14 protein-coding genes are annotated in these 15,268 nt (G+C 42.0%); 10 read left to right on the top strand and 4 right to left on the bottom strand.

The features are described 5' to 3' along the window. Positions 1-49 precede the first annotated feature (49 nt). Positions 50-835: a DUF4058 family protein gene (locus H6G18_RS02520; RefSeq protein ID WP_190405508.1), complete on the top strand. Its 786-nt coding sequence runs from the start codon at positions 50-52 to the stop codon at positions 833-835. Positions 836-847: 12 nt separating this feature from the next. Here H6G18_RS02520 and H6G18_RS02525 read toward each other — a convergent pair whose 3' ends face one another. Further along, positions 848-1,801 (bottom strand): nucleotidyl transferase AbiEii/AbiGii toxin family protein, encoded by a 954-nt coding sequence (locus tag H6G18_RS02525; RefSeq protein WP_190405509.1) that lies wholly within the window; start codon positions 1,799-1,801, stop codon positions 848-850. A gap of 30 nt (positions 1,802-1,831) precedes the next feature. Continuing rightward, a complete protein-coding gene (locus H6G18_RS02530; protein ID WP_190405638.1) occupies positions 1,832-3,307 on the bottom strand; it encodes a site-2 protease family protein in 1,476 nt (491 codons plus the stop codon). 190 nt (positions 3,308-3,497) lie between these two features. On the opposite strand from H6G18_RS02530, the gene H6G18_RS02535 reads away from it, so the two are divergent. Then, positions 3,498-4,184, top strand: coding sequence for an MBL fold metallo-hydrolase (locus H6G18_RS02535; RefSeq protein WP_190405510.1), 687 nt, complete (start codon positions 3,498-3,500; stop codon positions 4,182-4,184). Between the two features lie 120 nt (positions 4,185-4,304). Here H6G18_RS02535 and ctpA read toward each other — a convergent pair whose 3' ends face one another. Further along, on the bottom strand, positions 4,305-5,549 hold the full coding sequence (ctpA, locus tag H6G18_RS02540) for a carboxyl-terminal processing protease CtpA (protein WP_190405639.1): 1,245 nt from the start codon (positions 5,547-5,549) through the stop codon (positions 4,305-4,307). Between the two features lie 369 nt (positions 5,550-5,918). Here ctpA and petB point away from each other — a divergent pair, with 369 nt between their 5' ends. The 6 genes from petB (at position 5,919) to H6G18_RS02570 (ending at position 11,185) form a co-directional block, all read left to right on the top strand. Next, on the top strand, positions 5,919-6,566 hold the full coding sequence (gene petB, locus H6G18_RS02545) for a cytochrome b6 (protein ID WP_190405511.1): 648 nt from the start codon (positions 5,919-5,921) through the stop codon (positions 6,564-6,566). A gap of 181 nt (positions 6,567-6,747) precedes the next feature. Then, positions 6,748-7,230 carry a cytochrome b6-f complex subunit IV gene (petD, locus tag H6G18_RS02550; protein ID WP_190405512.1) on the top strand — a complete coding sequence of 161 codons (483 nt, stop codon included), beginning with the start codon at positions 6,748-6,750 and terminating at the stop codon, positions 7,228-7,230. A gap of 502 nt (positions 7,231-7,732) precedes the next feature. Beyond that, on the top strand, positions 7,733-8,176 hold the full coding sequence (locus H6G18_RS02555; protein WP_190405513.1) for an ATP-binding protein: 444 nt from the start codon (positions 7,733-7,735) through the stop codon (positions 8,174-8,176). 300 nt (positions 8,177-8,476) lie between these two features. Further along, a complete protein-coding gene (locus tag H6G18_RS02560; RefSeq protein ID WP_190405514.1) occupies positions 8,477-9,481 on the top strand; it encodes a GDP-mannose 4,6-dehydratase in 1,005 nt (334 codons plus the stop codon). A 42-nt stretch (positions 9,482-9,523) separates the two neighbouring features. After that, on the top strand, positions 9,524-10,690 hold the full coding sequence (locus H6G18_RS02565) for a glycosyltransferase family 4 protein (RefSeq protein WP_190405515.1): 1,167 nt from the start codon (positions 9,524-9,526) through the stop codon (positions 10,688-10,690). Positions 10,691-10,813: 123 nt separating this feature from the next. Next, entirely contained in the window at positions 10,814-11,185 is a 372-nt protein-coding gene (locus H6G18_RS02570; RefSeq protein WP_190405516.1) for a hypothetical protein, read from the top strand. An 83-nt stretch (positions 11,186-11,268) separates the two neighbouring features. Here the strand turns inward: H6G18_RS02570 and H6G18_RS02575 are convergent, their stop codons facing one another. Further along, on the bottom strand, positions 11,269-13,470 hold the full coding sequence (locus tag H6G18_RS02575; RefSeq protein WP_190405517.1) for a lytic transglycosylase domain-containing protein: 2,202 nt from the start codon (positions 13,468-13,470) through the stop codon (positions 11,269-11,271). A 703-nt stretch (positions 13,471-14,173) separates the two neighbouring features. On the opposite strand from H6G18_RS02575, the gene H6G18_RS02580 reads away from it, so the two are divergent. Both H6G18_RS02580 and H6G18_RS02585 read left to right on the top strand, forming a co-directional pair. After that, a complete protein-coding gene (locus H6G18_RS02580; RefSeq protein WP_190405518.1) occupies positions 14,174-14,827 on the top strand; it encodes a MotA/TolQ/ExbB proton channel family protein in 654 nt (217 codons plus the stop codon). Next, entirely contained in the window at positions 14,811-15,215 is a 405-nt protein-coding gene (locus H6G18_RS02585; protein ID WP_190405519.1) for an ExbD/TolR family protein, read from the top strand. Before H6G18_RS02580 ends, H6G18_RS02585 begins: the two co-directional genes overlap by 17 nt. Positions 15,216-15,268: the final 53 nt, after the last annotated feature.

Genomic DNA, 15,268 nt, shown 5'->3' on the forward strand with positions numbered 1-15,268 from the left:
CTCCTCATTGCGTGGAGGGGAGTAATACATAATTCTTTCGAGGTATTTTATGCCTTCACCATTTCCGGGAATGAATCCTTATTTAGAACACCCTAGTGTATGGCCAGGAGTACATCATTTATTAATTAGTGAAATCGCTAGATTTCTATCTCCCCAACTACGCCCCAATTATCGGGTTGCTGTTGAAGTACGTATGTATGAATCGAGTGGGGAAAATGCACTACTTGTAGGTATTCCTGATGTAATAGTACAAAGTTCTCAGAATACAGCAAATAGAGGAATCACAAATGTTGCAGTTGCAACTCCGGTGACCCAACCTTTAAGAGTGACAATTCCCACACCTGAAATTATCAAAGAAGCTTATTTAGAAATACGAGAAGCAGGTACAGATGTAGTAGTAACAACTATTGAGATTCTTTCGCCAACTAATAAACGTAATGGTAAAGGAAGACAGTTATATGAAGAGAAGCGCCAGCAAATATTAGGAAGCAAAACCCATTTAGTTGAGATTGATTTATTGCGTGTCGGTGAACCGATGGCGTTTTTTGATCATAATATTGAGAGCCAATATCGTATTTTAGTTTGTCGAGGCGATCGCCGTCCTTATGCTGATTTATATGCCTTCAATTTACCTGATGTAATTCCAGTTTTTCCCCTACCGTTGCGTGCAGGTGACAACGAACCAATTATAGATTTGCAGTCATTAATAAACAGTGTATATGACATATCCGGCTACGATTTAGTTTTAGACTATGGCAAAGAACCAATACTTCCATTATCAACAGAAGATGCAGGGTGGGCGGATAGCTTATTAAAGCACAAGGGATTGAGGTAGTAGTAATATTTTTTAAGACTCGTCTTTTGTATATTCACTATAATTTCTATCTGTCTTTTCCAAACAGAAATCAGCCGCCATTAAATCAATACCATCAATAATTTTACTAGATTCAGTAATTCCCAAAGCTGTAAAACATTTGTCTCGATAATGGGGATTTTTCTGAAAAAAAGATATTGCTTTTTTTAAAGGTTCAATCACAGGATAAGCGGTTTCTGCTTTGGCGATCGATTCTTTGGGAATGGGAGAATTGAGTCTTTGAACAGCCAAATCAATTAAATCTCTCGACTCTATCGAGGAATCATTCCATCTATCAGAATTAGCTAAAAGTTTTTCAGCAAAAGTATCAATATTATTTAAACATGGAACTGGCGACCAATGGGGATAAACTGGTTCTCCTAATTCTATACGCCCTTCCCTAATAATTTCAAATTTAATGAGAGTTCCATCAACTATAGTTGCAAATCTGACACCATACTGGTCAGTTTTGATTTCTCCAGGGAATTTGAGCTGATTCTGAGTATTAAAAAGAGCGTTGTATTGATTTTCTGCTATTTGTTGTCGTAGTAACCGATAGCCAGCACCATTAGAGCAAAGAAAATCTACATCTTTGCTTAGTCTATATTCACCATAATTTAAGCTAACTAGGGTTCCGCCACCAAAATATACCCCACATTCCCATAAAAAATCAGCTTTTAGTTGATTGAGAATATTTAAGATTTTTTGATGAATTTCCCTCTCAAACATTCGATACCCTAACCATGAATCATAATGTTGAGCTAACTGTTGCACAAATAAAGCTTCTGTTTGACTCAAATCACCCAAAACTCCCCGATAACGCCAGCCTCGCTCATATATACTCAGCATTTCTGCAAGAGTAAGACTTGCTATATCCTTTCGTTGCCAGCATAATTTTTCTAACAAGGGCAACTTTTCTGGGATGTTAATTTGAGGTTTAATTAGCATACAGCAGTTTAGCCTTAGCCCTGATATTAACTAAAGTTGTAACAAATTAGCGATCGCCTGGGGCATAGGCAATACAATTATCACCAACAAAGCCATAGCTAACAACCCTAAAATGTCACGTTTTGTATCTAGTTCCGTCACATCATTCAAAGCAGGTTCATCGACTAAGGGAATAAACAACAAGATAATTGCCCAGACAAAAAATTCAGGTTGAATTAACGACAGTAACAACAACAAAAGACGAGCAATTTGACCAATAAACATAGCGGTTCTTTGTCCAAACATTGCATGGACAATGTGACCACCATCTAATTGACCCACCGGCATAAGATTTAATGCTGTGACAATTAATCCTAAGAAACCGGCCACCGCTACCGGATGCAAATTAATCGCTGATTTGGCTGTCAATGCACTTCCTAAAGCCAATTTAGCCAGTACTGCTAGAAGAATCGAGTATTTAGGATTGAGGGCTTCAGGATTCAACAGACTGGTTTTTTCAGTCAAGGGAACCACATCTGAATGAACCAAACCCCAGATAATTAACGGTAATGTAGCGATAAATCCAGCCAGAGGCCCAGCAATACCCACATCAAATAAAGCCTTGCGGTTGGGAATTGGACTCCGCATTTGAATAAATGCACCAAAAGTTCCCAAGAAAAAAGGTATGGGAATAAAATAGGGCAGAGTTGAGCGAATTTTGTAGAATCTAGCTGTTAAATAATGCCCCATTTCGTGGATACCCAAGATAGTCATCAAGGCTAAAGCATAGGGTAATCCCTGTAACAGTATTTTCGGATCGGCTTGTAGCCCTGTAGGGTCAATACCGGCGATTCTTACCCCTACTAAGGTAGTGGTTAGTAAGGTAGCTACCAATAGTAATAAAGCCAATCCTGGGCGGGTTAAGCGTTCTGATTGCCTAGTATTAGCTTTAGCCGCTTGCGTATTAGGAACTAGGACAAAGAACGGTTTACCATTGAAACCTTCTTGAAAAATCAGCAAGAAGCGATCGCCAAACTGTGCTTCGATATTGGCTCTAATCTGCTGGTAAGCTTGAGTTGGTGTAGTTCGCAACTGTCCCCGGCAAATCACCGCCTGGGGTCTATACTCAATGTTTTGGACGTAGTAAATAGACCAGGGAAAGCAGTTTCGCAGTTGGGTTTCTTCCGTTGGTTCAATGGGACGTACAGGCACTGGTTCTGCGGTAGGATGGATAGCCGATTGTGATTCTGGGGTTTGGGGTGCAGTTTGTGTATCCCTCGGCGTTTGCCGTCCCCACTGAAACAACAGCCAGTATAACAAAAGGCAGATCATTGACGGCCACAAGATCAGTGATGGCGGCGGCGGTTGTTTGACCCCATAAACAAGCGACCATCCCGTTAAAACCAGTGCAGGTGTCATCAACACCAGCCATAACAGCCAGATTGGCGTTCTGGTGATGTTAGCAACACTGCGCTGCACCATCAGATAAGTAGCTATTCCCAATAGGAGGAGAAACCAAAGTGTCATGTCTTCTACAGTATTTTGGAAAAAATGCCCTGCTAGTAGTGTTAGCACCACAGCCATCACTACAAAGCAGACCTGTAACCCTAGATTTTTAGATAACGGTTAACAAGGCTAATTAATTCTTAAGAATTACTTCTTAATTAATTCAACTCTGTAACTATATTTTCACAACTCCTCAGGTTTGGTTTTTCTTATGTGTCCCTTACCTCAACAGCCTAGTCAGACAACTAAGTCACCACGGGATGTCTTTGACAATATTTTTGCCTTTCCACCAAATCGGGACACATTAGGGGGAACCTGTTATTTCATTGTAGGAAATGAAGGGAATATCCTCATTGATTGTCCAGCTTTAGACCAAACAAATCTAGACTTTTTGCGATCGCATGGTGGTGTAAAGTGGTTATTCCTCACCCATCGCGGTGCTATTGGCAAAACAGCAGAACTTCAACAAAATTTAAGCTGTAACATTCTCATTCAAGAACAAGAAGCCTATTTGCTACCAGGCTTAACTGTCACTACCTTCACTCAAGAATTCACCATCACACCCACAGTCAAAGTTATCTGGACACCCGGACATTCCCCTGGTTCCTCTTGCCTCTACTATAGCGACTTGGGCGGTGTACTATTTTCCGGTCGTCATTTACTCCCCAACCAAAAAGGCGAACCAGTCCCATTGAGAACAGCCAAAACTTTTCACTGGCCCCGACAAATCAACAGCTTACAAAAAATCTTAGAAACTTTGACTCCAGAAACCCTAAACTACATCTGTCCTGGTGCTAACACAGGCTTCCTCAGAGGTAAACGCTTCATAGACCAAGCCCACCAGCGCCTCGCCTCCTTGGACTTACCAGCATTGCTAAAGACACAACCGATTTTGTAGAGAGGCTAAATAAGTGAGCGAAAAAAATAAATTGTTTGTAGAGTATGTTATGCCGTAGGTTAACGCACCTTGGATTAATTATTGATGGTGCGTTGCGCTGCACGACAACACACCCTAAATTTAATTTGTCTTTGCCACTACAGAATTTTTACTCAATAAATCCAAAGCGGCTTGATATTGCAAATCTGTTTCTGTAGCCACTTCATCACGGGTGAGTACTTGCTGAGTAACAACCGTATCAGGTGTAATGCCTAACTTGTTAATATCTCGGTGCTGGGGAGTTTCATACTTAGCGATTGTTACTGCCAAACCAGAACCATCAGATAATTCAAATAAAGATTGAATTAAGCCTTTACCAAAAGTAGTTTCACCAACCAACTGGGCGCGACCGTTATCTTGGAGTGCGCCGGCTAAAATTTCGCTGGCGCTGGCGGTTCCTTGATTAACTAAAATCACCAGAGGATCATCTGTTAAAGCCGGGCCAAAGGCTTCAAAACTACCCTGAATACCTTGACGATTGACTGTGTAAACAATTGTGCCGGAATCTAACCACTGACGGGCAATTTCAATACCAGCTTGCAGTAAACCACCTGGATTGTTGCGCAAATCCAGAATATAGGCAGCTGCACCTTTTTTCTCTAGACTAGAAATGGCGTGTGCTAATTCCATTGAGGCGTTGGCATTAAATTGAGTGAGGCGAAGATAGCCGAAAGGTGTGCCTTGGGGGGATGAGCGCAATTCTGCCACAACGGGGTTAAGAGCGATGCGATCGCGTACTACCCTGACTTCTTTTTCTCCTTCTCCGTCCCGTTCAATCACCAGCGTGACTAAACTACCTATGGGGCCGCGCATCCTGGCGGCTGCTTCATCGAGAGTTAGGTCTGTTGTCGCCATACCTTCAATTTTCACAATGCGATCGCGCGGTCTAATTCCCGCTTTATCGGCTGGAGAACCAGCGATCGGCGAAACTACTTCTAACTTCCCACTTTGGGGATTGAGAGCGATTTGTAGCCCTACTCCAGTCAGTTCTCCAGAAGTATTGACCTGTAAACTGCGATATTGCTCAGGGTCTAAAAACCGAGTAAAAGGATCATTCAAGGTCTTGAGCATATTCTGAATAGCCCCATAAGTGGCTTTCTGGTCTAGAAGTGGCTTTTCCAGCGCCTTCTGTCTAACTGCTGCCCAATTTTGATGATTAAAGCTCTCATCCAAATAACTACGATTGACAATTCGCCAAACTTCCGAAACCAGTTTTTGTTCATCAGTCAATGCTGCTGCTGGTTGAATGAATATCCCAACCGCCAAACCAAAAGCCACTAATAGCGAAAATCCTAACCGAAAAACTCGTTTTTGCATGAACCCCATTTTCAGTTTCACCTCAACCCAAATTGCCTAGAATTGCCCAGTTGCCTAATCATTGATGAAATCTATCTCTCGACTATGTTACTTTTTTTATAGAAGTGGTGCATTCTTCTCATCAAGTTGTTAAAGCATCTGGTGTTAGTGCATCCCCTTTACCAAAAGGATTATGATCTACTTTGTACCCCCGAATAGGGTTGGCTTGCAAAGAGAACGCAATATATTCCATATTTACAGAGTGTTAAGTTTGTGAAAACTCTTGGCATTCTGCGAGAGTTAAAAACAAACAAAAAAACTCCCCTTAAAAGAAAATCCCAAAATTGCCAATTGGGAGATTGAATCAACCGCAACCGATTTTTAGGAACTTGAGATTGTATGGCCAACGTTTACGACTGGTTTGAGGAACGCTTGGAAATCGAGGCGATCGCCGAGGATGTCACAAGCAAATACGTCCCTCCCCACGTCAATATCTTCTACTGCTTAGGTGGTATTACCCTAGTTTGTTTTCTGATCCAGTTTGCCACTGGATTCGCCATGACGTTCTATTACAAGCCGACAGTTGCTGAAGCATACTCCTCGGTACAGTACATCATGAACGAAGTCAACTTCGGTTGGCTAATTCGCTCCATCCATCGCTGGTCTGCCAGCATGATGGTGTTGATGATGATTCTGCACGTCTTCCGCGTCTACCTGACTGGTGGTTTCAAAAAGCCCCGCGAATTGACCTGGGTAAGTGGTGTCATCCTCGCTGTTATCACCGTTTCTTTCGGCGTTACAGGCTATTCTCTACCTTGGGATCAAGTAGGTTACTGGGCTGTAAAAATCGTGAGTGGTGTACCAGAAGCCATTCCCGTAGTCGGTGTACTCATCTCCGACCTACTGCGTGGTGGTTCCAGTGTTGGTCAAGCAACCCTGACCCGCTACTACAGCGCCCACACCTTTGTTTTACCTTGGTTGATTGCGGTATTCATGCTGTTCCACTTCTTGATGATCCGCAAACAAGGTATTTCCGGGCCTTTGTAATCTAGTAATTAGTTTTCAGAGCCAGTAGTTTGATTTAAACTGGTGGAAAATCAGCAATTAAGACTCATCAGTCACAAACTCTAGTATCTGAAACTGAAAGCTGTCAAAAACCTAAATAAAGTCACAGTTTAGGTTTGATCAAGGCTTTAACTGAATTTTAAGCAGGAGAGCGCATTCAAAAATGTCTACACAGAAAAAACCCGATCTGAGCGATCCTACGTTAAGAGCTAAACTCGCCAAAGGCATGGGTCACAACTACTATGGTGAACCAGCTTGGCCAAACGACTTGCTGTATATATTCCCAGTGGTGATCATGGGTTCATTTGCTTGCATTGTGGCTCTAGCCGTGCTAGACCCCGCTATGACAGGCGAACCAGCAAATCCTTTCGCTACACCACTGGAAATTTTACCAGAGTGGTACTTGTACCCAGTGTTCCAAATTTTGCGATCTCTTCCTAACAAATTGTTGGGAGTATTAGCAATGGCTTCCGTACCCTTGGGACTGATTCTCGTTCCCTTTATTGAGAATGTCAACAAGTTCCAAAACCCCTTCCGTCGTCCAGTCGCAACCACCGTGTTCTTGTTTGGAACCTTGGTAACTCTATGGTTGGGTATTGGTGCTGCTTTACCATTAGACAAATCTTTGACCTTAGGATTGTTCTAAGCTAGTCACCAAAAAGCTTTGCTGACGCCTGTAGGTTTCAGGAGCGTATATCTGAAAGTTATGATGTCTAATGACAAGTCGCCTTTCGGGTGTCTATGGTAAAAAATGCCATTCATATCAAGGATATGCGCTCTTGAAAACATAAAACAGGCGTCAATTTTAGTGATGATGATAGTCCATAGTCCACAATCAAAACTCTAAGTAGTTGGCTCATAAATAATGACTGTTGACTATTGACCAATGACCAATTAAATTTTTTAGTTTTGGATACAAAAACTGATCCAAAATCTAAAATAGACTATAGCGGTTTGCAGTTGAGTCTAATACAAACCTAACCCCCAACCCCTTCCCTTGTAGGGAAGGGGAGTAAAGCTCAAAGCCTCTCTCCTTGTAGGAGAGAGGTTTGGAGAGAGGTTAGAGTGTATTGCATACAAACGAAAAGTGCTATAGAGACAATAGATTACATAAATTCTTACTCATAATTACATGAAAGCTACGGTCAATGCTTGGCATAATGCAGCACGACCATCTAACAATTAACAGCGAACTGAAACTCCTCAACCAAGTACAACAATGGTTTGAGGAATTTTCCCTAAAATACCTGTCTCAACTTGGATGGACAGAATCCCAACTTTATCGCCTCAACTTAGCACTAGCGGAGGGCTTTACAAACGCAGTCCGCCATGCTCATCGTTCTTTACCACCGGAAACAACCATAGAAATTGAGGTGAATCTATGGATTAATAAGATAGAAATTAGGATTTGGGATCATGGCAAACCTTTTGATCCTGATGCGATCGCCGAACCACAGCCTGGTACTTTACAAGTGGGAGGCTACGGCTGGTTTCTCCTGCGACGTTTGGCTGATCGTGTGGTTTATGAGCGTAGTGAAGATGGGAGAAATTGTCTGGTGATTGTCAAGTATGCCAAAGAAGGGCAATATTAGAGGGGCAAGGTGCAGAGAAAAATTTTCCCTTTTCTCTGCACCTTGCTCCTTTATCCCTCTACTGATTCGCTTCACCTAGTAGAGTGCTTTGAGTGCAAAGTGGCTTTGTATAAAAAATCATACTTATAGTAGTAGAGTTAACATACGAGTTGCTGTTACTACTTTGTTAAAATTAGGCAAAATTATTGTGGTTGGAAAATTTAACTGAAATGTTTATTTGTAGATATCATAAACGCTCAGTAATTTTTTCTTGACTCACAATAGCTGTTGAACGGTGAAAGAGGGGATAGGGAAGAAGATATGCTTAAAACAGCCCTAGTTACAGGTATTACTGGTCAAGATGGCTACTATCTCAGCCATTTACTCCTCAATCAAGGTTATCGAGTTGTGGGGCTAGTTTCACCACACCGCCAACCGAATTTGGCAAAGTTGGGAAATTTGGCAACCAAGGTAGAAATCTATACTGTTGATTTGAGAGACCCCACAGCACTTTTGAATGCAGTTGAACAACTGCGCCCCCAAGAAATTTATAATTTGGCAGCACCTAGTTTTGTTCCTGATTCGTGGAAAGACCCACTGGGAACTCTAGACTTGATTACTGGGACGGCTACTCGGCTATTGGATGCAGTTAGGCAAGTTGGTTTATCTACCAGATTTTATCAAGCGAGTAGTTCCGAGATGTTTGGGGATGTTCTATCTTCTCCCCAAGATGAAGAAACTACCTTTCGTCCCAAAAATCCTTATGCAGCAGCAAAGTTACACGCTCATTGGACAATGGTGCATCACCGACAGCGCTATGGTCTGTTTGCTTGTAGTGGAATTTTATATAATCACGAATCTCCTTTGCGTCCGCCGCAATTTGTTACACGCAAAGTTTCTTTGGCGGCTGCATCAATTAAATTGGGTTTAGCCCAGACTTTAGAAATGGGTAATTTGGATGCTAAACGTGATTGGGGATTTGCTGGCGATTACGTAAAAGCCATGTGGCTGATGTTACAAGTGCAAGAACCGGAAGAGTACGTAATAGGCACAGGTAAACTACGTAGTGTTAAAGAATTAGTGTCTATAGCTTTCGAGTCCGTGGGTTTGAACTGGGAAAATCATGTAGTTATCAATACAGATTTACTCAGACAAGATGAACATTTTCAACTGGTAGCTAACCCGGAAAAAGCCAAAAAAAATCTCGGTTGGGAACCAGAAGTTAGCTTTGAAGGACTTTTAGAGAAAATGGTGCAAACAGATGTAGCGCGATTACAAGATGGTGCGATCGCCCAAGCAGCAGAAGGAAAATTACTGGTAGAGTAGTATACCATAGCCCATCTTCTCTAAAAATCAATCAAAAACTCAATGCCAATTGATACAGTGGGAGAAAAAATCAGTTTAGGGAAAACTTCTAGTAAACCAATCAATCATGTATTCGTGTTCCTGGAAGTTTTTACACAAGAAGGTGGAATCCAATCTTATGTCAAGGATATTTTTCGGGCATATTCAGGGTTAGGTAAAGGTTATCAAGCAGAAGTATTGTTATTACGAGATAGCCCTAAATGCTCAAATCCTTTTGTATCTGATAGTTTAAGATTCCATTACTTCCAACATCAATCACCCCAACTAGGCAGAATCAAAATGGCTGGGGTGCTACTAAAATTTTTATTGCAGAGACGACCACAACGTGTTTTTTGTGGACATATTAATCTAGCAGTACTGATACAAACCCTCTGCCAACCGTTAGGTATTCCCTACACTATGCTGACTTATGGCAAAGAATTTTGGGAACCTTTGAAAAATCGAGAACGCCGCGCTTTATCAGCAGCTCATGACATTTGGACTATTAGTCGCTATAGCCGCGATCGCGCCTGTGTTGTTAATGGTATAAATCCAGACAAAGTAAAAATGTTGCCTTGCGCTATTGATGGAAATAAATTTACTCCTGGAGCAAAGCAGCCAGAATTAATTGAGAAGTATGGCTTAACCAATGCCAAGGTATTAATGACCGTCGCGCGACTATGGTCAGGAGATATATACAAAGGTGTGGATGTCACAATTCGGGCATTGCCTAAAATTAGCCAGGCGTTCCCAGAAGTAAAATATTTAGTAATTGGTCGTGGTGATGACCAGCCACGATTGGCACAATTAGCCAAAGATTTAGGCGTAAGCGATCACGTCATTTTTGCAGGTTTTGTGCCTACCGAACAACTAATGGCACACTACCGCCTAGCGGATGCCTATATTATGCCCTCACAAGAAGGTTTTGGGATTGTCTATCTAGAAGCAATGGCTTGTGGTGTACCTGTGTTGTCTGGTGATGACGATGGTTCAGCCGATCCCTTGCAGGATGGTAAACTAGGGTGGCGAGTTCCCCACCGTAACCCAGAAGCTGTAGCCACAGCCTGTTTAGAAATTCTCCAAGGAGATGATCAACGCTGTAACGGAGAGTGGTTGCGCGAACAGGCGATCGCTTTTTTCGGTATGGATGCTTTGCAAAAGCAGCTTTTGTTTTTAGTCCAGAGTCAATAGTCCAGAGTCCACAATCAAAACTTTATCTTTGACTCATAACGAATGACTGTTGACTATTGATTATTGACCAATGACTAATAACTAAACTCGCTATCCTAGAGGGAGAGCAAGACAGTATTTAAAATGAGCCTTAACAATTCTCAATTGAATCTTTTAAACTTCCGCCCTTGGCTGACGCTGTTAGCAGTCGTTTGGTTACTGGCTTCCTTGGGTTTGGGCTGGTTAGTGAATTCCTTGTTGATTCTTTTTGGATTGATACTGCTAGCACCTGTTGTTGCATTTTTTGGGTTTCGCTGGTGGTTGCAACGGAACTTAGTGACTGATCAATGTCCCATCTGTAGTTATGAATTTACGGGTTTAAATAATACTCAATTGCAATGTCCTAATTGTGGAGAAAACCTGATTGTACAAAAGGGGCATTTTCAACGCTTTGCACCAGAGGGAACAATTGATGTCACAGCAATTGAAGTCCCATCCCAACAATTGGACGAATAGGAGTGGGGAGTGCTGAGTGCTGAGTAAGAATTTCTCCCCCTTTTACGCCACTTGCTCCCCGCCCCTCAGCTTCTTCCCAATCTCTAATCCCCATTCCCTGGCAATTTTGGTTGTTGGGCTGAATACTTAGCCACAATGTTGGAAATTTCAGGATTATATAGTCGCAGATAATTCCAATAATTGCCAAATACTTGCCGCACATAATCTCTGGTTTCATTGAAGGGAATGGCTTCAACAAAATCATCTGGGTCTTCCTTTGGTAGAGTCCGCAACCATCGAGCGACGTTACCGGGGCCAGCATTATAACTAGCGATCGCTAACATGGAATTATTACCATATTGCTCATGGGTATGATCCAAATACCATGTTCCCAGCATCACGTTGTCGTTGGGATTGACTAAATCAATGGTCTTGATATCTAAGGGAATTTTTGACGCTATCCACTTAGCCGTATCAGGCATTACCTGCATTAAGCCAGTAGCACCAGCCACAGATTTGATTTTCGATTCAAAGCGCGATTCTTGACGCATCAAGGCAGTTACTAACAGAGGATTAAGTTGTCGCTCTGATGACCATTTTTCGATTTCTCTGAGGTAAGGAAAGGGGTAACGGGCTTGCCAGTAAGTAATCTGCTTACTAAATGCTTGATATTCTGCTTGTTCTTCTGGTGTTTCCCGGTCTTCTAATTTAGAAATGAGGTTAATTCCTGAGAGATATTCTCCCCTGGCTAACCGTATTAACCCTTCGGTGAATTGTTCTGCTATTGTGGGTTGTTGTTTATTGAGGTATTCCGTCTCCCATTGCAACCAAGCATCACGGTCTTGACCAAGCAAATATAATTCTTGGAAAGTAGCCGAACCAGCCGGAGGTATGGGGCGCTGGTAGGGAATTACTTCTGGGTTGAGTTGGCGGACGTTATCAAAGTTGCCTACATTCAATCCGATCAGGTTTGCCGATCGCCAGGCATAGTAAGAGTAAGGAAACTGGCTAATCACATACTCATAAGAGCTTTTAGCTTCCTGTTCCTTGCCTAAATTGGTTGCCCATTTACCCATCCAAAAACCGGCTCTGGGAGCCAAAATACTGTTGGGGTTATTGATGACAATCGGTTGCGCCCACTTCCAAGCGGATGTATAGTCTCTAACTTTGGCTTTTTCTAAGGCGTTTTTCCAACGATATTCTGCCGCTTCATCGGATTTGGCGTACTTGGTAATCAGTTCTTGCCAAGCTGCTTGGGCTGATTTTTGATCCTTGAGGGCTTGGAAAATCTGGGCTTTTCTGACTAACGCCTGACTTGCTTGTTCAGGAAATTTAGCAGTTACTTGGTTGAGATAGGGTAGGGCATCTTTACTGGTTCTCGCCATTTCTGCCAACCGTAACAAGCCCGTACCTGTTTCCCGCGCATCAGGAAATTGCTGTAGTAGTTGATTATAATTAGCGATCGCTTGTTCTCTATTTTTGCCACCTACTTGTAAACCCCTGCCAGTGCGGTAGAGGTTGCGGGCTGTTTTCGGGGCTTTGGCATAAGCATTCGCCGCTTTGAGAAATTGATTGTTTTCCCAGTAGGCTGTACCAATCACGTCCCAATCTTCTGGTTTGAGATTGGGCTGTTGTACTAGCTGGTCTAACACGCCTACTATCCCCGGCTGATTATAGGCATACTTGGCTAAAATTAACCGCAACTGTGGCTGATTGGGATTTTCTGACAAGCGCTTCCTAATAATCTCCCAGGTGAGGGGATGAGAAGGAAATTGAGCGATCGCTGTATCATGTAGCTTTGGTTGACCAATCAGATAAATAGCTCTGACAGCAGCAGCTTCCTTAGGATACTGTTTTAGTACTTGTTGCCTGAGATCAGAAGCTTTGCCATCCTCACCTAATAGATCCTGTGCTTGTGCTTGTTTTAGCAAGATATAGGGTGCTAGAGCCGGATAACTCCTGTCTAGACCTGTAAGTAATTCCAGTGCTTTTTGGGCTTGTTTTGTGTCAATATAATCACTAGCCAACAGATAACGAGCGCGTTCTCGGTCTGGCGAGCGGGATTTTTGAGTGAGTTCTTCTAGTTTGGCTGCTCGTTCTGCCGGGGATTGTGATATCAGTGGAAACACATCTGACTTAACATTAGTTACCTTAGATAACTCTTCTGGCTGACCTTTATTCAGGTTGAGCCATTGCCCCAAGGATTTGCCAATCTCAGGTGCTGACACCATCGCCCCAGCTGAAAAGGCAAACAGTGCCGCACCAGCGATTATAGAAATTTGCTTTTTTTGTAGTTTCTTCAGCATGGATACTCGCTGAACTGTGCCGATGAATTTCCTGAAACTCTAGCATTACTTGCTAGGAGTGTAATCACCTTTTCATGGGAAATTTCTTATTTTAGGAGAAATCAAACAAAATATAGATAATATTTTGCTGATATTGTGCATCTATGGCCAGTTTTATTTTGTTACATCTATCCCAGTGAATAAGCAATCTTGAAAAACAAGCGGATAATACTTAATTACATTAAATAAATGTATAAATACTTATTATTTTAATTATTTATACATAACATATCTACCTAAATCATACCTGAAATCAGAATGTACTGTGGCTAACAAAGAAATGCTATATGTGGAGAATTTAATTAAGATTAATTGTAATTAACTAGCTTTTGTAAAACAGGGATGCTCAAATTAAACGGCGATCGCTGCCAGCAAAAAGCCTCAATATTGAAAGAAGAACTGATCACGAGCAATCATGTGCGTTATAAATAAGCATTTATACTGCATCAAGCCGAGAAATGCTCTATGTCGGCACTATACAGAATTTGAGTTTAGTTTTTCGTTAAAAATTATCCTTGTTGCTGTGTGTGATTGAATTCAATGATCATTAGAATATCATCAACTTGAAAAAAATTAGCATTATATTTGACCCTCTCTTGACAAAGACTATCAATTTGCTAGAGGATTCTGCTAATCTGGTTTTTGATTCATGATGAGGCGCTAAATGGGTATTCAAAATCTGTTTACAGCAGGTGGCGTGGTAATGTGGCCACTGTTGGGTTTTTCTATATTGGCGGTGGCGCTAATTGTTGAGCGCATCAGGTTTTGGCTAAAAATCAACAACCGTCAACAGCGTGTGGTGAGAGATGTTTTGAACTTGTATCGATTAGATAATCTCGTTAGTGCAATAGATAAGCTGAGGCAAAATGTAGACTTGCCACTAGCACGTATATTTCTGTCGGCTTTAGAACTAGAAGAACCAACACCAGAAGAATTCCGACTAGCATTAGAAAGCGAAGCCCAAGCTGAGATACCTGTACTCAAACGCTTTCAAAATATTTTTGAAACAATTATTGGTCTAGCACCACTTTTAGGCTTACTTGGTACAGTATTAGGTTTGATTACATCCTTTGCCTCTCTGGATATTGGTGATGTGGGAGGGACAAAAACCGCAGGTGTAACGTCTGGGATCAGTGAGGCTCTAGTATCTACAGCAACAGGATTGATAGTAGCTATCTTTACACTTTTATTTGCCAACTCCTTTCGAGGACTTTACACCAGACAAATGGCACTATTTCAGGAGTATGGCGGTCAATTAGAATTACTTTATCGCCGCCGCTACGAACGAGGAGAGAGAACCTATGCGTCTACAAGATGAGCCAGATGTTCCAGCACAAATCAACATCTTACCGATGATTGATGTGATTTTTGCAATATTGACGTTTTTTATCATGTCTACGCTGTTCTTAACTCGCTCGGAAGGGTTGCCAGTAAGTTTACCAAAAGCGGCGACAGCACAAAAACAGCAAGTACCTACGAAGATTACGATCTCGGTAGATGAACAGGGGACGGTTAGCCTGAATCGCCAACCAGTTCTCGTTGATTCAGTAGCAGGACAATTGCGTAACTTAATTGGTGCTAACCAGGAAGCTTTAGTAATTATTAATGCTGATGAAAAAGTAGGACACGGTAAAGTAGTGGCAATTATGGATCAAGTACGTCAAGTAGAGGGAGCAAAGTTAGCGATCGCCACTCAAAAACCCTAAGGCTAATTTTTAATTCAGGTGAAGGGTAAAGCTGTTTGCCTTACCCTCAAATT

It is taken from the genome of Anabaena subtropica FACHB-260 (genome assembly GCF_014697105.1).
In the GTDB taxonomy this organism is placed as follows: Bacteria; Cyanobacteriota; Cyanobacteriia; order Cyanobacteriales; family Nostocaceae; genus Trichormus; species Trichormus subtropicus.